This is a genomic window from Streptomyces sp. NPDC052107 (assembly GCF_040680215.1).
Lineage (GTDB): Bacteria > Actinomycetota > Actinomycetes > Streptomycetales > Streptomycetaceae > Streptomyces.
Genome location: NZ_JBFAWG010000012.1, coordinates 105,775 through 123,839, shown reverse-complemented (window position 1 = coordinate 123,839; position 18,065 = coordinate 105,775). Strand labels below are relative to the sequence as shown.

The following is an 18,065-nucleotide window of genomic DNA, read 5'->3' as shown; positions in this document are numbered from 1 at the left end:
GGCCCGACCCCGAATCGCCTCAGGGCACCACCACGATCTTCCGTCCCACCCCGGCCGCGAACTGCTCCAGCGCCTGCGGGTACCGGGCCAGCGGGATCCGGTCGCTGATGAACACCTGCGGGTCCAGCACCCCGTTCGCGAACAGCTCGGCCGCCCGCTCGAAGCTGTGCAGCACCGCCATGGAGCCGGTGATGGTGATCTCCTGGTTGTAGATGCGGTACGGGTCGATCGTCACCCGGGTGGCGTAGTCGGCCACCCCGAACTGCAGGAACGTGCCCGCCTTCGCCACCCGCTCCAGCCCGTCCTGGATCGCCGCCGCGTTGCCGGTCGCGTCCACGACCACGTCCCAGCCCTGTGGGCGGTCCAGCTCCTCCGCGCTTTCCGCCGCGCCCGAGACGCCGAGCTTGCGGGCGGTCCCCAGGCGGGCCGAGTTGACGTCGACCACGTCCACGCTCGCCGCTCCGGTCCGCTTGGCCAGCTCCAGCATCATCAGCCCCATGGTCCCGGAGCCGTAGATCAGCACATGGGCGCCCAGGCGGGACTGCAGGACGTCATAGCCGCGCACCGCGCAGGACAGCGGCTCCACCAGGGCCGCGTCCTCGGTGCGCACGTGCTCGGGCAGCTTCACGCAGTTGGCCACGGGGGCGACCGCGTACTGTGCCGCCCCGCCCGCCGTCGTCACGCCGATCGCACCCCACCGCTCGCACATGTTGTTGTGGCCGTCGCGGCAGTAGCGGCACTCGTAGCAGTACAGGGAGGGATCCACGGCCACCCGGTCGCCGACCGCGACCTCGGTGACCTGGCCGCCGACGCCGACCACCTCGCCCGCGAACTCGTGCCCGGGGACGATCGGCAGCTTGGGCGCGAACTCCCCCTGGAGGATGTGCAGATCCGTGCCGCACAGGCCGCAGGCCGCCACCTCGACGACGACCTCGCGGGGGCCCGGAGTCGGGTCGGGCACCTCGGTGACGACGGCGCGGCCCACGGACTCGATGACGGCGGCCTTCATTTCACAGCTCCCAACGACAGGCCCTGGACCAGCTTGTCCTGGGCGGCGAACCCCGCGGCGAGCACCGGCAGGGAGACGACGAGCGACGCGGCGCACACCTTGGCCAGGAACAGGCCCTGGCTGGTGATGAAGCCGGTCAGGAAGACGGGGGCGGTCTCGGCGACCACGCCCGTCAGGACCCGGGCGAACAGCAGCTCGTTCCAGCTGAAGATGAAGCAGATCAGTGCGGTGGCGGCGATGCCGGGCAGGGCGATCGGGGCGACCACGCGCGCGAGGATGGTCGGCAGCCGGGCGCCGTCGATCTGCGCCGCCTCGATCACCGCCACCGGGACCTCGGCGAGGAAGGACTGCATCATCCACACCGCGATCGGCAGGTTCATGGAGGTGTAGAGGATGACCAGGAGCCAGATGTTGTCGAGCATCCCGGTGTTCTTCGCGAACAGGTAGATCGGCAGCAGACCGGCCACCACCGGCAGCATCTTCGTGGACAGGAAGAAGAACAGGACGTCCGTCCACTTCCTCACCCGCCGGATGGACAGCGCGTACGCCGCCGGCAGGGCGAGGAGCAGCACGCAGATCGTCGACACCACGGACGCCACCGTGGAGTTGATCAGCGCCGGCCAGGGGCTCGCGCCGCCGCCCGACCCGAAGAACTCGCGGTAGCCGTCGAGGGTCAGCGACGCGGCGAAGGACGGCGGATTGGTCGCCGCGTCCGCCTCCGAGTGGAAGGAGGTCAGCGCCATCCAGGCGATGGGCAGGAAGAACACGATCCCGACGAGCCAGGCGACGAGACCCAGGCCGTTGCGGCGGAGCACGGCGTTCATGCGCGGGACACCTCCTCGCGGAACAGGGACGACACCACGCGCAGAGCGAAGGTCGCGATGATGATCGAGCCGATGACCACCAGGACGCCGGCGGCCGAGGCGAGGCCGTTCTCGTGGGCCTGGTAGAAGCTCTGGTAGACGGTGTAGGGCAGGTTGGCGGTGCCGAGTCCGCCGGACGTGATCGTGAAGACCGCGTCGAAGTTCTGGACGATGTAGATCGAGCCCAGCAGGGCGCCGAGTTCGAGGTAGCGCCGCAGGTGCGGGAGCGTCAGATGGCGGAAGACCTGCCAGTCGTTCGCGCCGTCCACCCGCGCGGCCTCGATCTGCTCGTGGTCACGGCTCTGCAGTCCGGCCAGCAGGATCAGCATCATGAACGGCGTCCACTGCCACACCAGGGAGGCCTCGACCGCGAGCAGCGGGGTGTTGGAGATCCAGTCGGGCTCTGGGCCGCCCACATAGTGCAACAACCCATTGAGCAGGCCGTATTCGGGGTTGTAGAGCACATGTTTCCAGAGCAGGGCAGCGGCCACCGGGACGACGAGGAACGGGGCGATCAGCAGGGTGCGGACGACGCCCCGGCCGCGGAACTTCCGGTCCAGGAGCAGGGCCAGCGCCAGTCCGAGGACCAGGCTGACCAGCACCACCGTCACCGTGAGCAGCACGGTCGTCCAGACCGAGTGGCGCAGGTCCGCGTCGGTCAGGACCTGGTGGTAGTTGTCCAGGCCGGTGAAGTGGCGGGCCTTGGGATAGAGGGCGTTCCAGTCGAAGAAGGAGATCACCAGCGTGGCCACGAACGGCAGCTGGGTCACGACGATCATGAAGACGAGGGCGGGCATGAGGGGGGCCCGGGTGGCCCAGGCGCGCAGGCGGGCGGAGGGCTGCCGCGTGGCGCGTACCGGTGTGGTCGCAAGGGGTGCTGTCGTCACGGTCATCGTCCCTCGTACTCCTTGGAGATCTTCTCGGCGAGCGCTTGAGACTTCTTCAGGGCCGAGTCGACGGACTGGCGTCCGGCGATGGCCGCACTGATCTCCTGGGAGACCTTGGTGCCGAGATCGGTGAACTCGGGGATGTCGACGAACTGGATGCCGGGCGCGGGGCGCGGCTGTACGCCGGGGTCGTTCGGGCGGGCGCTCTCGATGGCCTGCTTGGTCATGTCCTGGAAGGCGGCGGCCGATGCGCGGTAGTCGGCGTTGGTGTACGTCGACGCCCGCTTGCCCGCCGGGACGTTCGGCCAGCCGCTGGTCTCGCCGACCAGCCGCTCGTACTCCTTGCCGGACGCCCAGGACACGAACTTCCAGGCCTTGTCCGGATTGCGGGAGGCCTGCTGGATGCCCCAGGCCCAGGTGTAGAGCCAGCCGGAGGACGGGGTCTTCTCCACGGGGGCGGGGACGTAGCCGAGCTTGCCCTTGACGGGGGATCCTTTCGCCTCCAGCAGGCCGGCCGCGGAGGTGGCGTCGTACCACATGGCGACCTTGCCCTGGGTCATGTCATTGAGGCACTCGGCGAAGCCGGACTGGGCGGCGCCGGACTCGCCGTGCCCCCGCACCAGGTCGACATAGAACTTCGTCGCCTTCTCGAACTCCGGGGAGTCGAGGTGAGCCTTCCAGTTCTTGTCGAACCAGGTGCCGCCGAAGGTGTTCACCACCGTGGTCAGCGGCGCGATCATCTCGCCCCAGCCGGGCAGGCCGCGCAGGCAGATGCCCTTCATGCCGGACTGTGCGCCGTCCACCTGCGCGGCGAGGTCGGCGACCTGCTGCCAGGTCGGATGCGCCGGCATCGTCAGACCCTTCGCCGCGAACACGTCCTTGCGGTACATCAGGAAGGACGACTCGCCGTAGAAGGGCTGGCCGTAGAGCTTGCCGTCGGAGGCGGTGAGGGACTGGCGCATGGGGCCCAGGACGTCCTGTTCGTCGTACGACGGGTCCTTGGCGACGTACGAGCTCATCTCGTGCAGCCAGCCGTTGCGGGCGTAGATCGGTATCTCGTAGTTGCTCAGCGTCGCCACGTCGTACTGGCCCGCCTGGTTGGCGAAGTCCTGGCTGATCTTGTCGCGGACGTCGTTCTCGGGTAGGACCGTGAAGTTGACCTTGATGCCGGTCTCTTCGGTGAAGCGGGGGGCGAGCTTCTGCAGCTCGGTCATCTGCGGGTTGTTGACCATCAGCACGTTGATGGAGTTGCCGCCGGAACCGGTCCCGCCCGCTCCGACCCAGCAGCCGGAGAGCAGCGGGGCGAGCAGCGTCCCTGCGGCAGCCATGGCGAGCGTGGCTCGCGGCCTCCGTCGGCTCTGGGTTCGCATGGATCGCTCCTGGAGATATCGGGAGATAAGGGGCAATTAGCGGTGTGGAGGGCCTCTAGGGGAGTGGGTTGGACTTTCAGACCCGGATGACCTGCGGGCCCAGCAGGGAGTAGCGGTGGGCCTCGGCGGCCGGGAGCTGGGTGCTCGTCACGATCGCCTCCAGCGCGCCGACCTCGGCGAACCTGCAGAAGCTGACCGCGCCGAACTTGGTGTGGACGCCCGCGAAGACGGTGCGGCGGGCGGCCCGTATCGCCTGCGCCTTGACCTCGCTGACCGCCGGGTCGGGCGTGGTCAGGCCGTGCTCGCGGGAGATGCCGTTGGCGCCGATGTAGGCGAGGTCGAGGACGAAACCGGCGAGCATCTTCGTGGTCCAGTGGTCGACGGTGGCCAGCGTGCCGGCCCGGACCCGGCCGCCGAGCAGCAGCACCGAGATCTGCTCGGCCTCCGCCAGGGCGCCCGCGACCGGCAGGGACGCGGTGACCACGGTCAGCGGCCGGCCGGCCGGCAGGGCCTCGGCGATGAGCTGCGGGGTGAAGCCCTCGTCCACGAAGACCGTCTCCGCGTCCCCGAGCAGCGCGGCCGCGGCGGTCGCGATCCGGCGCTTCTCGGGCACGTGGCTGGTGGCGCGGAAGGCGAGCGTCGTCTCGAAGCCGGCGCTCTCCACCGGATAGGCGCCGCCGTGCGTACGGCGGACCAGTCCGTGGTCCTCCAGGGCGCGCAGATCGCGCCGGATGGTCTCCTTGGCCACGCCCAGCTCGGCGGCGAGCGCGGTGACGTCGACCGAGCCGGTGGCGCGCGCGGCCCGCACGATCGCGCGCTGGCGTTCTTCCGCCGTCCTTGTGCTCATCTCGTCACCCACTTTCCCGCGGAACTGCCCGTTCGGACCCTTGGGGGAAGTTCTACAGCGGGTGTGCGACAGTGACCAGGCTTGTTGCGGGCCCGATACTGCCCGCTTGCGCCCGTTTACCGAGGGCAGTGCCCGGCGCGGACCTGCGAGGCGGTGCCCGGCCGGGTGGGAGCGGGCGCCGTGGATGCCCGAACACGGCGGCGGGCGGGCCCGTTCGGTGCCCGCCCGCGCGCGTGCGCGATCGTTTTGCGCCGCCGGGGATCTTCGGACAGTTGCCCGAGGCGCCCGGGAGGCTCAGTACGGCCAGATCGGCGGGTCGTTCACGAAGTGCCCGCCGAGGTGGCTGTGTGCCGGGTTCGCCGGGTCCAGCTCGCCCTGCTCGGCGATCAGCTTCTCGGCGTACGGCTCGGAGTCGTCCTGCGGCTCGTAGCCGAGCGACCGCGCGCTGGTCAGGTCCCACCACAGCCGGGTGTTGGCGGAGGAGCCGTAGACGACCGTGTGGCCGACCTCCTCGGCGGTCAGGGCCGCGTGGAAGAGGCGGGCGCCGTCGGCCGGGCTCATCCACACCGAGAGCATGCGCACGCTGGTCGGCTCCGGGAAGCAGGAGCCGATGCGCACGGACACGGTCTGAAGGCCGTGCTTGTCCCAGTACAGCTGGGCGAGGTCCTCACCGAAGGACTTGGACAGGCCGTAGAAGGTGTCCGGGCGGCGCGGGGTGTCGATCGGGATCAGCGGCTCGCCCGCGCGCGGGGCCGGGGTGAAGCCGACGGCGTGGTTGGAGGAGGCGAAGACGATCCGGGGCACGCCCTCCTGGCGGGCGGCCTCGTAGAGGTTGTGGGTGCCCTCGATGTTCGACTTCAGGATCTTCTCGAAGGGGGCCTCCAGGGAGATGCCCGCGAGATGCAGGATCGCGTCCACGCCCCGGACGGCCTCGCGCAGGGCGGCCGTGTCGGTGAGGTCGGCGGTGATCGCGTCCGGCGCGTCGTCGATGGGGCGCACGTCGAACAGGCGCAGCGTGTAACCGTACTCCGGCAGCAGGGACCGCATCAGGGTGCCGAGTCCGCCGGCGGCGCCGGTGAGCAGAACGGTGCGGGGAGCGGGCATCCTCGGTTCTCCTTGTGGCCGATATTCACATACATGGACACGCTAGAGACTTTCGCCGTGCACCGTCAAGTGTCCCGTGATGTCAGTGAATTCGCTCCGAGTGTTGCGAGTTTGCCTGCTTGACCTGCCATAAGTGGGCCCCTTAGCGTGGTTGCGTTCAGAAATATAGACGTGGATCAGAAACATGCACCGGCGTGTCTCAAGGGAGAGCCCGTGACGCCAGCCCCTCTCACCGAACGGCTCCGCGAACCGAGCGGGCCGCTCTTCTTCCCCGTCACCGCCTACGGCCCCGACGGCTCGCTCGACCTCGACGTCTACCGCACCCACGTCCGCCGCGGCGTCGCCGCCGGTGCCGCCGCCGTGTTCCCCTGCTGCGGCACCGGGGAGTTCCACGCGCTGCTGCCCGAGGAGTTCGAGGCCTGCGTCCGGGTGGCCGTGGAGGCGGCCGAGGGACGCGTCCCGGTCGTCGCGGGCGCCGGCTACGGCACCGCGCTCGCCATCCGCTACGCCCGTCTCGCCGAGCGGGCAGGCGCCGACGGCCTCCTCGCCATGCCGCCGTACCTCGTCCTCGCCGGTCAGGAGGGGCTGCTGCGGCACTACCGGGAGGTCGCCGCGGCCACCGCCCTGCCGGTCATCGTCTACCAGCGGGACAACGCCGTCTTCACCCCGCGGACGGTGACCGAACTCGCCCGCGCCGAGGGGATCATCGGCCTCAAGGACGGCCTCGGCGACCTCGATCTGATGCAGCGGATCATCAGCGCCGTACGCACCGAAGTCACCGGCGACTTCCTGTACTTCAACGGTCTGCCCACCGCCGAGCAGACCCAGCTCGCCTACCACGCCCTCGGCGTCCCCCTGTACTCCTCGGCCGTCTTCTGCTTCGCCCCCGAGATCGCCCTCGCCTACTACCGGGCCCTGACCGAGGGCGACACCGCGACCCTGCGGCGCCTTCTGGACGGCTTCTACCGCCCGTTCGTGGAACTGCGCGCCCAGGGCCGCGGTTACGCCGTCTCGCTCGTCAAGGCGGGCGTACGGCTGCGCGGCCTGGACGTCGGCGAGGTCCGGCCCCCGCTGCACGAACCGGCGGAGGACCATGTCGAACAGCTCGCCCAGCTGATCGAGCGGGGCTACGCGCTGCTGGAGGAGGACGCGTGAGCCGGCGTCGGTACGGCTTGGAGGGGACAGCGTGAAGGCGTCGGCGTTCGTCTACCCCTGGGATGTCGACGGGGATCCCGAGGCGCCCGCGCGCATCGCCGGGCTCGGCGTGGAGCAGGTGACCCTCGCCGCCGCCTACCACTCCACGCGGGCCCTGACCCCGCGCCACCCCCGCCACCGCATCGTCACCGCCGAGTACGCGGCCGTGCTCTACCCGCCGGGCGACCGCTGGGCGGGCCGCGGCCTCAGGCCGTACCCCGCCGGCCGCTGGGCCCCCGGCGACTCCTACGGCGAGGCGGCTGCAGCCCTGGCCGCGGCGGGCCTGGAGGTGCACACCTGGGTCGTGCTCGCCCACAACTCCCGCCTGGGCGCCGAACACCCGGACACCTCGGTGGTCAACGCCTACGGCGACCACTACCCGTGGGCGCCCTGCATCGCCCAGCCCGCCACGCGCGCGTACCTGGTCGACCTGGCCGCCGAGGCCGCCGTACGCCCCGGCGCGCACGGCACCGAGCTGGAGTCCCTCGGCTGGTACGGGCTCCAGCACCTGCACGCCCACGACAAGATCTCCGGGGTCGGTCTCGGCGAGGCCGGGCAGTACCTGATGTCCCTGTGCTTCTGCCCGTCCTGCCGCGCCGGGTACGCCGAACAGGGCATGGAACCTGGGGAGTTGGCCGCCTCCGTGCGGACCGCGCTGGAGCCGCTGTGGCGGGGCGCGACCGGCGACGAGGGCTGGCCGACGGTCGAGAAGCTGCTCGGCGAGGAGAAGGCCGCCCGCACGCGCGCGTGGCGCGACGACACCGCCGGCACGCTCCAGGAGGAGGCCGTCGCCGCCGTACGCGCCGCCGCCCCGGCCGGCTTCCAGGTCCTGCTGCACGCCGACCCGGTCTCCTACCACTGCGGCGCCAACGCCGGCGCCGACCCCGCCCGCGTCATCGCCGCGGCCGACGGCGTGGTGGTGCCCTGCACCGGCGGTACGGCCCTGCTGGCGCCCTTCGCCGAACAGGGCCGGGAGCGGACGGTGCTGGCCGCCAACCTCACCGTCGTCTCCGGGATGGGCGGCAGCCCCGGCACCCTCGCGACGGACGCGGCACGCGCGCGTGCTCAGGGCGCGACCGAACTGCGGCTCTATCACGCCGGGTTGGCGTCCGACGGAGACCTGGTGGCGGTGCGCGAGGCGCTGTCCGCGCGCTGAGCCAGGGAAGCGCCCGTCCCGAGCAGCGCGAGGCCGTACAGCGGCAACAGCAGTGCGGGGGAGACGAGTTCGACCAGCCCCGTGCCTGCGGCCAGTCCGACGGCGTTGGGCGTGAAGACCAGGGTGCCGGCGGTGGCCGTCGCCCGGCCGAGCAGTGGGCCGGGCGTCTGCTGCTGCACGGCGGTGAAGACCGCGACGAGCACGCAGGGCAGGCCGAGACCGGCCGCCGCGGACGACGCGAGGGCCACCGCGTCCGAGGGCACGGCACGCGCGGCCACCGCGAGCGCCGTCAGCGCGATCCCCGCCGCCGCGAACCGGCGCGCGCCGAGCCGCCGCAGCGCGGCGCCCGAGATGAGCCCGGCCGCCACCGAACCGGCGCCCTGGACGGCGTACAGCACGCCCGCGTACGCGGGGGAGTGGCCGAGCCGGTCGACGACGGCGTACAGCGTCGTGCTGCACAGGGCGGTGAGGAGCATCGTCGCACCGCCCGCCCGGACCAGCGGGCGCAGCCCCGGGTGACCCCACAGGTGCCGGACGCCCTCCGCGGTCTCCTCGCGCCGGCTGCCGCCGGACCGGGCGGGCCGTTCCTCGCGCACCCGCAGCAGGGCGTAGAGCCTGGCGGCGACCACGAAGGTGCCCGCGTCCAGGCAGGCGACGGCCGGGCCGCCGAAGGCCGTGTACAGACCCGCCCCGGTCAGCGGGGCGACGAGCTTCATGCCCTCGGTGACGGCCATGCGCAGCCCGTTGAAGTCGCCGCGGCGCTCCGGGCCGATCGCCGCGGTCACCAGGGCCGACTCGGCCGCGTCCTGCACGACCTCGGCGGCGCCGTAGACCAGCAGGACGGTGAAGAGCAGCCACAGACCGCCCGGGGAGTCCACGGTGCACAGGGTGAGCAGCAGGGCCGCCAGGCCCGCGTTCAGGGCCACCAGCAGGGGCTTGCGTGGCACGCGGTCGGCGATCGTGCCCAGCGGCGGTCCGGCCAGGGTGGGGGCCCACATGGCGAGCATGCAGAGCGCGGCCAGGCCGTCGGACCCGGTGAGGTCCTTCACCCACACACCCGATGCCAGAAACAGCGCGGAGTTGCCGAAGCTCGACACCACCACCGCCGTCAGATACAGCCCCGTGTTGCGGTCCCGCAGCACGGGGAGCAGGGTCCATGAAGTCGTCATGCCTGCTCATCGTGGGTCTAAGGCGGGCGGGCGCGGATCGGTAAGATGCCCTGTCCCGGAGGGCCGGCAGACGGCGACAATCCGTCGGAACCTGTCAGAAATGCCCCTGGGGCGCGCGCCCGCCCGAACCTACTGTCGGCGTCATGCGCTACATCGCCCCGATCCTGATCGGTATCGTCTACGTCCTGCTGATGTCCCTCGTCCCGGAACGCCACCGGCGCCGCCTCAACGCGGTCATGGTCGCCGGCGCGGGCGCCGCCTACCTCAGCGGCGGCGGGCTCGGCGGCTGGGAGTTCGCGTTCACCGCGGTGGCCACCTTTGTCGCCTACAAGGGCCTCGACTCCTGGGCCTGGATCGGCGTCGGCTGGCTGCTGCACACGGCCTGGGACGTCGTGCACCACCTCAAGGGACACCCGATCATCCCGTTCGCCCATGACTCCTCGTTCGGCTGCGCGCTGTGCGACCCGGTGATCGCGGTGTGGTGCCTGGGCGGCGGGCGATCGCCGTGGCGATGGCCGCGCGGCACCGATGAGTTTTCGCGGGTCGGCCGGTCAGTCCTTCGTACGAGTGCAACCGTGGAGGAGTAGCGGCATGACCATGATCGACCTCGGCCCGCAGACCCGGATCCTGGCGGGGCTCGCCGAGTCCGTGACCGACGAGCAGCTGTCGGGCCGCACACCGTGCCCCGACCTGGCGGTGCGGAATCTGCTGGGCCACCTGCTGCACCTGTCCGTCGCCTTCCGGGACGCGGCCCGCAAGGACCTCGGTACGACGACGGACACCAACCCGAACGCCGCCGTCCCGGACATCGGCCCCGGCTGGCGCGAGGAGCTGCCCAAGGTCCTGGACGAACTGGCCGACGCCTGGCGCGAACCGGACGCCTGGACCGGCATGACCCGCGCGGGCGGGGTGAACCTGCCCGGCGATGTCGCCGGCGCCGTCGTCGCCGACGAACTGGTCGTCCACGGCTGGGACTTGGCCCGCGCCGTCGGCCGGCCCTATGCTCCCGACCCCGCAGCCCTCGACTCGGCCCACGGTTTCCTGCTCGCGGCCGCCCAGGACCCGAACCGCGGCGGCGGCATCTTCGGGCCGGTCGTCCCGGTGCCGCCGGAGGCACCCCTGCTGGACCGGGTGGTGGGTCTGAGCGGGCGGGACCCGGGGTGGCGTCCGTAACGGAAATACCTCACAGAAGCATCGATCATCGCATTATCGCGAAAATAGATCGGGACATGCTCCAGCGGCACTTCTGCGCGGCCGGAAAATCCCTTTTCCGGCCGCGGGCCGAGTCGGGAAAAGCCCGGAATCCGGGCCTGCGGAGGCGCACCGGGGGGCGGCTCCCACCACGCCGCCCGAAAAATGTTCTGAGGCAACCCGCGCCGACATTACGGAAGGTGCCGCCGACGAAACTCCCGAAAGTCTCGAATATCTCCACGCGCTCGCCGCCGACGGCCTGCTGCGGGAAGCGGTGGAGATCTCCAGTCCGCCGCTCGCCCGTCGATGGGACGACATTCTGTGCGGGAACAGGCGCGGTGTCGCCGATTCCTGTGCGAGGCGGACACCGATGAGCATCGCGAAGGCCACCAGATCCATTTGACGCCGCAGGACGCGGGCCGTATCGCCCTCGAGGCGCGGGTACGCGAACTGCTCGTCACCCATGTCGGACCCACGCTCACCCGTGAGGAAGCCACCGCCCGCGCCGCCGCAGTCTCCGGCCGGCCCACGCACACCGCCGTGGAGGGCGACACCCGCACCGTCTGAGGTCGCCGCCCCCCTTCTTTGTCAGAGGCATTGACGAAACACGGCCCCCCTCCTACCTTCAACGCGTCGTACTTCGTATGTCATATATGAGACGCGATACATGAGATCCGAGAGGGCTGCATGACCTCTGTGCCCACCCCGATCCCGTCCCGCACGCAGTTCGTGCTGGACGCGATCAAACGCCGCATCCTGACCGGGCAGCTGACACCCGGTCAGGCCCTGGTCGAGGCGGAGCTGGCCGCGCAGTTCGGGGTGTCCAAGACCCCGGTGCGAGAGGCGCTGAAGACGCTCGCCGGGACCGGTCTCGTCGTGATGAACCAGTACAAGGGCGTCACGGTGCGCATGGTGGACGCGGACATGGCACGCGAGGTCTACGACGTGCGGCTGCTGCTGGAGCCCGAGGCGCTGCGAAGGGCCGTCCGTCGGGGTGCCTCACTCGACACCGCGCGTGACGCGCTGAGCCGGGCCGACGCCGCCCACGACACCGCCGAACGGTCGCTCGCCAACCGGGAGTTCCACCGCGCCCTGTACCTGCCGTGCGGCAACCCGCTGCTCGGCCGGATGCTGGACGAGGTCCGCGACCAGGCCGCGCTGGTCTCCGCAGTCGCCTGGGCCGCCGACCCCTCCTGGGAGCGGGAGGCCGCCGAGCACCGGGAGATCCTCCGGCTCGCGCTCGACGGCGACGCCGACGGCGCGGCGAGCGCCCTGCACGCCCACATCGCCTCCTTCGTCCGGCGCGCATTCCCCTCGGACACCTCGGACACCGAGGACACCGAGGACACCGGAGAAACCGAGGTAGCCGCCCCCCACGCACAGGAAGGTCATCCATGAGCAGCGTGACGTTCGAGAGCCAACGGGCGGCCCTGGCCGACGTGGTGGCCATCCCGGTGACCCCCTTCGCCGCGGACGGCTCCGTCGACACCGCCGCCCACCGGGCCCTGCTGCGTCGCCTGCTCGACGGCGGGATCCGCACCCTCACCCCGAACGGCAACACCGGCGAGTTCTACGCCCTCACCCCCGAAGAGCGCCGCCTGGTCACCGAGTCGACCGTCGAGGAGGCCGGTGACCGCGCCGCGATCCTCGTCGGCGTCGGACACGACCTGCCCACCGCCATCGCCTCCGCCCGGCACGCCCGCGACCTCGGCGTCCCGATGGTCATGGTCCACCAGCCCGTCCACCCGTACGTCTCGGCGGCCGGCTGGGTCGACTACCACCGCGCCATCGCCGAGTCCGTGCCCGAGCTGGGCGTGGTGCCCTACATCCGCGACGCCCAGCTGCCCGGCGCCCGGCTCGCCGAACTCGCCGACCACTGCCCGAACATCATCGGCGTCAAGTACGCCGTACCGGACGCCGCACGGTTCGCCGCCTTCGCCCGTGACGCGGGCCTCGACCGCTTCGTCTGGGTCGCCGGTCTCGCCGAGCCCTACGCCCCCTCCTACTTCTCCGCGGGCGCCACCGGCTTCACCTCCGGGCTCGTGAACGTCGCCCCGGCCGTCTCGCTGAACATGATTGAAGCGCTTCGATCCGGCGACCATCCGGCCGCAATGAAGGTCTGGGAGCAGATCCGCCGCTTCGAGGAACTCCGCGCCGCCCACGGCTCCGCGAACAACGTCACCGTCGTCAAGGAAGCCCTCGCCACGCTCGGCCTGTGCCGCCGGGACGTCCGCCCGCCGAGCAGGCCGCTGCCCGAGGACGAGCGCGCCGAGGTCGCGGCCGTCGTCGCCGGATGGTCCATATGAAGAACGACATGAACAAGCTGAGAAGCCATCAGTGGTACGGGACCGACGGACTGCGGTCGTTCAGTCACCGGGCCCGGACCCGGCAGCTCGGGTATCTGCCCGAGGAGCACCTGGGCAAGCCCGTGATCGCCGTGCTCAACACCTGGTCCGACATCAACCCCTGCCATGTGCACCTGCGGGATCGCGCCCAGGCCGTGAAGCGGGGGGTGTGGCAGGCCGGCGGGTTTCCTCTGGAATTCCCGGTCTCGACGCTGAGCGAGACCTTCCAGAAGCCGACGCCGATGCTCTACCGGAACCTGCTGGCGATGGAGACCGAGGAACTGCTGCGGTCCTATCCGGTCGACGGGGCCGTGCTGATGGGCGGCTGCGACAAGTCCACGCCCGCGCTGCTGATGGGCGCGGCCAGCGCCGATCTGCCCGCCGTCTTCGTGCCTGCCGGGCCCATGCTGCCGGGGCACTGGCGAGACGAGGTGCTCGGGTCCGGTACGGACATGTGGAAGTACTGGGACGACAAGCGGGCCGGTCTCATCGGCGACTGCGAGATGACCGAGCTGGAGAGCGGGCTCGCGCGCTCCCCGGGGCACTGCATGACCATGGGGACGGCGTCCACGCTCACCGCCGCCGCCGAGGCCCTCGGCGTGACCGTGCCGGGCGCGTCGAGCATTCCCGCCGTCGACTCCGGGCACGACCGGATGGCCGCCAAGGCCGGGATGACGGCCGTGGAGCTGGTACGCAAGGACCGGAGGCTGTCGCGGATCCTCACGCGTGAGGCGTTCGAGGACGCGGTCACGACGGTGCTGGGCCTCGGCGGCTCCACCAACGCCGTGATCCATCTGATCGCCATGGCCGGCCGCGCCGGGGTGAAGCTCACCCTCGACGACTTCGACCGCATCGCCCGGACCGTGCCCGTCCTCGCCAACGTCCGCCCCGGCGGCCGGAAGTACCTGATGGAGGACTTCCACTTCGCGGGCGGCCTGCCCGGCTTCCTGTCCCGGATCACCGACCTGCTCCACCTGGACCGGCCGACGGTGTCGTACGACACCCTGCGCGAGCAGCTCCTGGGCGCCCAGGTGCACCACGACGACGTCATCCGCCCCCGCGACAACCCGGTCGCGAGCGAGGGCGGGGTCGCGGTCCTGCGCGGTAACCTCTGCCCGGACGGCGCGGTCATCAAGCACATCGCCGCCGAGCGGCACCTGCTCGAGCACACCGGCCCTGCGGTCGTCTTCGACGACTACAGGACCATGCAGCGCACCATCAACGACCCCGCGCTCGGCATCACCGCCGACAGCGTGCTGGTGCTCCGCAACGCCGGACCCAAGGGCGGCCCCGGCATGCCCGAGTACGGCATGCTCCCCATCCCCGACCACCTGCTCAAGCAGGGCGTGCGGGACATGGTCCGGATCTCCGACGCCCGGATGAGCGGCACGAGTTACGGCGCCTGCGTGCTGCACGTGGCCCCGGAGTCGTACGTCGGCGGACCCCTGGCGCTCGTGCGCACCGGCGATCTCATCACCCTGGACGTCGAGGCCCGCAGCCTCCATCTCCACGTGGACGACGCGGAGTTGGAGCGACGACGAGCCGCGTGGACACCGCCGCCCGCCCGTTACGAGCGCGGGTACGGCGTCCTCTACAACGGACAGATCACGCAGGCCGACACCGGCTGCGACTTCGAGTTCCTGGCCCGGCCGGGCACGGTGCCGGATCCGTACGCGGGGTGATCCCCCCCATGGTCACGATGACTTCCCGGCCGGTGGATGTTCCCAGCCATGTCATGAAGTCGCGAACAGGCTCGAAGGTCTCCCGGTCCACCACGTCGCGGGGGTCGAAGGTGACTCGGTTTCCTCGAGCTCGAAGAAGTGGCGGGTGAACCACGTGCCTGCGATGTCGACGGCCAGGCTCACCGATTCCTGCGGGTCCTGAGCGAGCCCGGACCAGAGCAGCGGCATCCGGAACGCCGGTGTCCTTGGTGCCGGCGAGGGTCCATGTGAGGACGTGCCGTCCCGGCAGGGCACGCAGCGCCTCGAACATACGCCGCCAGTCGTCGAGCGTGGTGCCGAGGACGCGGACGTCGCGCAGAGCGCCGTCCGCGACGAAGTCCTGCGGCCGGTACGCGGGTTCGTTCTCCCGGTGCCCTTGCCCGTGCACGCTGATCACGCAGAACACTGTATCGATCGGATAACAGGCCTCGCAGCGAAGGTTGTTATGCGCGTAGATAATCCCTGACCTGGTACATCACTCTCATCCACCAGATCCGGAGAATCCATGCGGAAGTCCCACAGAGTCGTCGCCGCCGGTGCGGCCTGTGCTCTCGCCGGTGTCGCGCTGTACGGCGCGGGCGTGGCCACCGCCGGGCAGTCGACGGCCAACTCCACCCACGAGCCCTACAACATCGGGCAGTTGGTGAAGGACATCGACACCTACTACGGCACCCACGCCGACAGCAACGGCGTCTATCAGGCGTCCCCGGACAGCCCGTACGCCCAGGACCTGGCCGGCATCGACGCCGACGCCAAGCGCTACATCGACAAGGCGGCCCGCAAGGCACACCGCCACGGCGAGAAGCCGGCCGTCGTCTTCGACATCGACGACACGCTGCTGCTCAGCCTCGACTACGAGAAGCGCTACAACTACACGTACAACTCCACCACGTGGAACGACTACGTGAACCGCGCCGACCGCCCCGCCGTCTTCGGCAGCCCCGAGCTGGTGCAGTACGCCGAGTCCAAGGGCGTCGAGGTCTTCTACAACTCCGGTCTGACCGAGGCCCAGCGCGCAGCCGCCGTCGCGAACCTGAAGAAGAACGGCGCCGATGTGAACCTCGACGCCGACCACATGTTCCTCAAGGACAAGGCCAATCCGCCGGCCTACCTGAGCGACTGCGCCACCCCGAACGCCTGGAACTGCACGACCGTGCAGTACAAGTCCGGGACGCGCAAGCACATCGAGGACGACCTGGGGTACGAGATCATCGCCAACTTCGGCGACCAGTACTCGGACCTCGACGGTGGCTACGCCGACCGTACCTACAAGCTGCCGAACCCGACGTACTTCGTCAGCTGAGGCCCTGGCCGAACGTCCTGAGCAGCCGCTCGTACTCGGCCCCCGTCACCGGCAGCACCGTGCCGTGGCGGGGGCTGGCCGGCAGCGCGTAGTCCCTGGACTGTGTCCACTTGCCCGAGGCGAGGTCCGTCGTCTCGAAGGGGACATAGCCGCGCAGGCCGTACTCGTCGATGAACAGGTACCACTTCTTCTCGGTGTTGGACCGGAACACGGTCGGGCCCTCACCGCGCTGGATCGCACCGCTGCCGATGCAGTCGGCGACGAAGCCGTACGACGTGTCGGTCAGGTCCCGCGACGGTGCGGCTCTGCGAGTGACTGTACGGGGGGCCGGACAACGTATGGTCCACCGAACCGAATTCCGTAACACGGGGAAAACCTGAAACGAGTTCAACGGGGGAACAATCCAGCCAGCATCCGCACACCGCTCACCAGGCACGAGGAGTTGGATCATGTCCGAGACGCAGACGGTGGACCAGCGGCCGTATGCCGGGCCACCCGCCCGGAACGGCGTCGACCGGTACTTCAGGATCTCCGAGCGGGGATCCACATTCAGCCGGGAGATACGCGGCGGCTTCGCCACGTTCTTCACCATGGCTTACATCCTCGTTCTGAATCCGATCATCCTGGGCAGCGCCAAGGACAAGTTCGGGCACACGCTCGACACCGGCCAACTCGTCACCGCCACCGCGCTGGTGGCGTGCGTGATGACGATCGTCATGGGCGTCGGCGGCAACCTCCCGCTCGCCATCGCCGCCGGCCTCGGCCTCAACGCCGTCGTCGCCTTCCAGCTGGCACCGCTGATGAGCTGGCCCGACGCGATGGGCCTGGTGGTCCTGGAGGGCCTGGTCATCTGCCTGCTGGTCCTCACCGGACTCCGGCAGGCCATCATGAACGCGATCCCGCAGCCGCTGAAGCAGGCCATCGGCGTCGGCATCGGCCTGTTCATCGCGTTCATCGGCTTCGTCGACGCCGGGTTCGTCAGCCGCATGCCGGACGCCGCGCACACCACCGTGCCCGTGCAACTGGGCGCCGTCGGACGCCTCACCGGCTGGCCCGTGCTCGTCTTCTGCCTCGGTGTGCTGCTGACCGTCGCCCTGGTCGCCCGGAAGGTGAAGGGCGCGATCCTCATCAGCATCGTGACGATGACGATCGTCGCGATCATCATCAACGCCGTCGCCGACATCAAGAGCTGGGGCCTGACCACGCCCGAGGTGCCCGACAAGCTCGTCGCCGCACCGGACTTCGGGCTCATCGGTCACTTCAGCCTGTTCGGCGGCTTCGCCAAGGCCGGCGTCCTCACCGCGGTCCTGCTGGTCTTCACCCTGATCCTGTCCGACTTCTTCGACGCCATGGGCACGATCGTCGGCATCAGCGCGGAGGCCGGACTGCTGGACGAGAGGGGGCAGGTGCCCGGCATCGGCCGGGTGCTGTTCATCGACGGCGCCGCGGCCGCCGTCGGCGGTATCGGCTCCGCCTCCTCCAACACCGCCTACATCGAGTCCGCGGCCGGCGTCGGCGAGGGCGCCCGCACCGGCCTCGCCAACCTCGTCACCGGCGGCCTGTTCGGCCTCGCCCTCTTCCTCACCCCGCTGCTCACCATCGTCCCGCTCCAGGCGGCGGCGCCCGCGCTGATCGCGGTGGGCTTCCTGATGATGACCCACGTCAAGCACATCGACTGGGACCGGTACGAGATCGCCGTCCCGGCGTTCCTCACCATCGCGGCGATGCCGTTCACCTACTCCATCACCGACGGGATCGGCGCGGGCTTCCTGTCCTACGTCGTCATCAAGACGGTGCTGGGCAAGGCCAGGGAGGTCAACTGGCTGTTGTGGGCCGTTTCGGCGCTGTTCCTCGTGTACTTCGCGATCGATCCGGTGGAGCAGATCCTCGGGGTGAAGTGAGGGAG

Annotated in this window: 16 protein-coding genes and 2 pseudogenes; 10 read left to right on the top strand and 8 right to left on the bottom strand. The window is 70.4% G+C overall.

Annotated features, from left to right (window positions below; translation table 11 throughout):
* Window positions 1-19: 19 nt before the first annotated feature.
* The 6 genes from AB0M27_RS16390 to AB0M27_RS16365 all read right to left on the bottom strand — a co-directional run bounded on the left by AB0M27_RS16390 (window position 20) and on the right by AB0M27_RS16365 (window position 6,080).
* Window positions 20-1,009: a zinc-dependent alcohol dehydrogenase family protein gene (locus AB0M27_RS16390; protein ID WP_365722168.1), complete on the bottom strand. Its 990-nt coding sequence runs from the start codon at window positions 1,007-1,009 to the stop codon at window positions 20-22.
* Entirely contained in the window at window positions 1,006-1,833 is an 828-nt protein-coding gene (locus tag AB0M27_RS16385; protein ID WP_365722166.1) for a carbohydrate ABC transporter permease, read from the bottom strand. Before AB0M27_RS16385 ends, AB0M27_RS16390 begins: the two co-directional genes overlap by 4 nt.
* Window positions 1,830-2,765 carry a sugar ABC transporter permease gene (locus tag AB0M27_RS16380; protein ID WP_365722164.1) on the bottom strand — a complete coding sequence of 312 codons (936 nt, stop codon included), beginning with the start codon at window positions 2,763-2,765 and terminating at the stop codon, window positions 1,830-1,832. Before AB0M27_RS16380 ends, AB0M27_RS16385 begins: the two co-directional genes overlap by 4 nt.
* On the bottom strand, window positions 2,762-4,129 hold the full coding sequence (locus tag AB0M27_RS16375) for a sugar ABC transporter substrate-binding protein (protein WP_365722162.1): 1,368 nt from the start codon (window positions 4,127-4,129) through the stop codon (window positions 2,762-2,764). The genes AB0M27_RS16380 and AB0M27_RS16375 overlap by 4 nt, the downstream gene beginning before the upstream one ends.
* Before the next feature lie 76 nt (window positions 4,130-4,205).
* Window positions 4,206-4,976: a DeoR/GlpR family DNA-binding transcription regulator gene (locus AB0M27_RS16370; protein WP_365722160.1), complete on the bottom strand. Its 771-nt coding sequence runs from the start codon at window positions 4,974-4,976 to the stop codon at window positions 4,206-4,208.
* Between the two features lie 294 nt (window positions 4,977-5,270).
* A complete protein-coding gene (locus tag AB0M27_RS16365) occupies window positions 5,271-6,080 on the bottom strand; it encodes an NAD(P)-dependent oxidoreductase (RefSeq protein WP_365722158.1) in 810 nt (269 codons plus the stop codon).
* 213 nt (window positions 6,081-6,293) lie between these two features.
* Here AB0M27_RS16365 and AB0M27_RS16360 point away from each other — a divergent pair, with 213 nt between their 5' ends.
* Both AB0M27_RS16360 and AB0M27_RS16355 read left to right on the top strand, forming a co-directional pair.
* Window positions 6,294-7,235 (top strand): 5-dehydro-4-deoxyglucarate dehydratase, encoded by a 942-nt coding sequence (locus AB0M27_RS16360; protein WP_365722156.1) that lies wholly within the window; start codon window positions 6,294-6,296, stop codon window positions 7,233-7,235.
* 31 nt (window positions 7,236-7,266) lie between these two features.
* On the top strand, window positions 7,267-8,430 hold the full coding sequence (locus AB0M27_RS16355; protein WP_365722154.1) for a hypothetical protein: 1,164 nt from the start codon (window positions 7,267-7,269) through the stop codon (window positions 8,428-8,430).
* On the opposite strand, the gene AB0M27_RS16350 is transcribed toward AB0M27_RS16355, so the two are convergent.
* Window positions 8,367-9,599, bottom strand: coding sequence for an MFS transporter (locus AB0M27_RS16350; protein WP_365722152.1), 1,233 nt, complete (start codon window positions 9,597-9,599; stop codon window positions 8,367-8,369). The genes AB0M27_RS16355 and AB0M27_RS16350 overlap by 64 nt on opposite strands.
* A 143-nt stretch (window positions 9,600-9,742) precedes the next feature.
* On the opposite strand from AB0M27_RS16350, the gene AB0M27_RS16345 reads away from it, so the two are divergent.
* The 7 genes and pseudogenes from AB0M27_RS16345 (at window position 9,743) to AB0M27_RS16315 (ending at window position 16,159) form a co-directional block, all read left to right on the top strand.
* Complete coding sequence (locus AB0M27_RS16345; protein WP_365722150.1) at window positions 9,743-10,186, top strand: DUF6010 family protein; 444 nt, start codon at window positions 9,743-9,745, stop codon at window positions 10,184-10,186.
* Between the two features lie 4 nt (window positions 10,187-10,190).
* The gene (locus AB0M27_RS16340; RefSeq protein ID WP_365722148.1) at window positions 10,191-10,772 is read left to right on the top strand and encodes a TIGR03086 family metal-binding protein; all 582 of its coding nucleotides are present in this window, start codon (window positions 10,191-10,193) and stop codon (window positions 10,770-10,772) included.
* A gap of 366 nt (window positions 10,773-11,138) precedes the next feature.
* A pseudogene (locus tag AB0M27_RS16335) lies at window positions 11,139-11,357 on the top strand (MBL fold metallo-hydrolase); the annotation flags it as partial.
* Between the two features lie 120 nt (window positions 11,358-11,477).
* Entirely contained in the window at window positions 11,478-12,188 is a 711-nt protein-coding gene (locus AB0M27_RS16330) for a GntR family transcriptional regulator (protein WP_365722146.1), read from the top strand.
* A complete protein-coding gene (locus tag AB0M27_RS16325) occupies window positions 12,185-13,096 on the top strand; it encodes a dihydrodipicolinate synthase family protein (RefSeq protein ID WP_365722144.1) in 912 nt (303 codons plus the stop codon). Before AB0M27_RS16330 ends, AB0M27_RS16325 begins: the two co-directional genes overlap by 4 nt.
* A gap of 8 nt (window positions 13,097-13,104) precedes the next feature.
* A complete protein-coding gene (araD, locus tag AB0M27_RS16320) occupies window positions 13,105-14,817 on the top strand; it encodes an L-arabinonate dehydratase (protein ID WP_365722142.1) in 1,713 nt (570 codons plus the stop codon).
* A 544-nt stretch (window positions 14,818-15,361) separates the two neighbouring features.
* Window positions 15,362-16,159, top strand: coding sequence for an HAD family acid phosphatase (locus AB0M27_RS16315; protein ID WP_365722140.1), 798 nt, complete (start codon window positions 15,362-15,364; stop codon window positions 16,157-16,159).
* A 19-nt stretch (window positions 16,160-16,178) separates the two neighbouring features.
* Here the strand turns inward: AB0M27_RS16315 and AB0M27_RS16310 are convergent.
* Window positions 16,179-16,445: pseudogene (locus AB0M27_RS16310) on the bottom strand (1,4-beta-xylanase); the annotation flags it as partial.
* 163 nt (window positions 16,446-16,608) lie between these two features.
* Between AB0M27_RS16310 and AB0M27_RS16305 the strand changes: the two are divergent.
* Window positions 16,609-18,060, top strand: a complete 1,452-nt coding sequence (locus AB0M27_RS16305; protein ID WP_365722138.1) for an NCS2 family permease — start codon at window positions 16,609-16,611, stop codon at window positions 18,058-18,060.
* Window positions 18,061-18,065: the final 5 nt, after the last annotated feature.

Excerpts from the sequence above, each read along its gene's own strand:
- AB0M27_RS16390 (WP_365722168.1), bottom strand. The coding sequence starts at position 1,009 with ATGAAGGCCGCCGTCATCGAGTCCGTGGGCCGCGCCGTCGTCACCGAG.
- AB0M27_RS16385 (WP_365722166.1), bottom strand. The coding sequence starts at position 1,833 with ATGAACGCCGTGCTCCGCCGCAACGGCCTGGGTCTCGTCGCCTGGCTC.
- AB0M27_RS16380 (WP_365722164.1), bottom strand. The coding sequence starts at position 2,765 with ATGACCGTGACGACAGCACCCCTTGCGACCACACCGGTACGCGCCACG.
- AB0M27_RS16375 (WP_365722162.1), bottom strand. The coding sequence starts at position 4,129 with ATGCGAACCCAGAGCCGACGGAGGCCGCGAGCCACGCTCGCCATGGCT.
- AB0M27_RS16370 (WP_365722160.1), bottom strand. The coding sequence starts at position 4,976 with ATGAGCACAAGGACGGCGGAAGAACGCCAGCGCGCGATCGTGCGGGCC.
- AB0M27_RS16365 (WP_365722158.1), bottom strand. The coding sequence starts at position 6,080 with ATGCCCGCTCCCCGCACCGTTCTGCTCACCGGCGCCGCCGGCGGACTC.
- AB0M27_RS16350 (WP_365722152.1), bottom strand. The coding sequence starts at position 9,599 with ATGACGACTTCATGGACCCTGCTCCCCGTGCTGCGGGACCGCAACACG.
- AB0M27_RS16345 (WP_365722150.1), top strand. The coding sequence starts at position 9,743 with ATGCGCTACATCGCCCCGATCCTGATCGGTATCGTCTACGTCCTGCTG.
- AB0M27_RS16340 (WP_365722148.1), top strand. The coding sequence starts at position 10,191 with ATGACCATGATCGACCTCGGCCCGCAGACCCGGATCCTGGCGGGGCTC.
- AB0M27_RS16330 (WP_365722146.1), top strand. The coding sequence starts at position 11,478 with ATGACCTCTGTGCCCACCCCGATCCCGTCCCGCACGCAGTTCGTGCTG.
- AB0M27_RS16325 (WP_365722144.1), top strand. The coding sequence starts at position 12,185 with ATGAGCAGCGTGACGTTCGAGAGCCAACGGGCGGCCCTGGCCGACGTG.
- araD (WP_365722142.1), top strand. The coding sequence starts at position 13,105 with ATGAACAAGCTGAGAAGCCATCAGTGGTACGGGACCGACGGACTGCGG.
- AB0M27_RS16315 (WP_365722140.1), top strand. The coding sequence starts at position 15,362 with ATGCGGAAGTCCCACAGAGTCGTCGCCGCCGGTGCGGCCTGTGCTCTC.
- AB0M27_RS16305 (WP_365722138.1), top strand. The coding sequence starts at position 16,609 with ATGTCCGAGACGCAGACGGTGGACCAGCGGCCGTATGCCGGGCCACCC.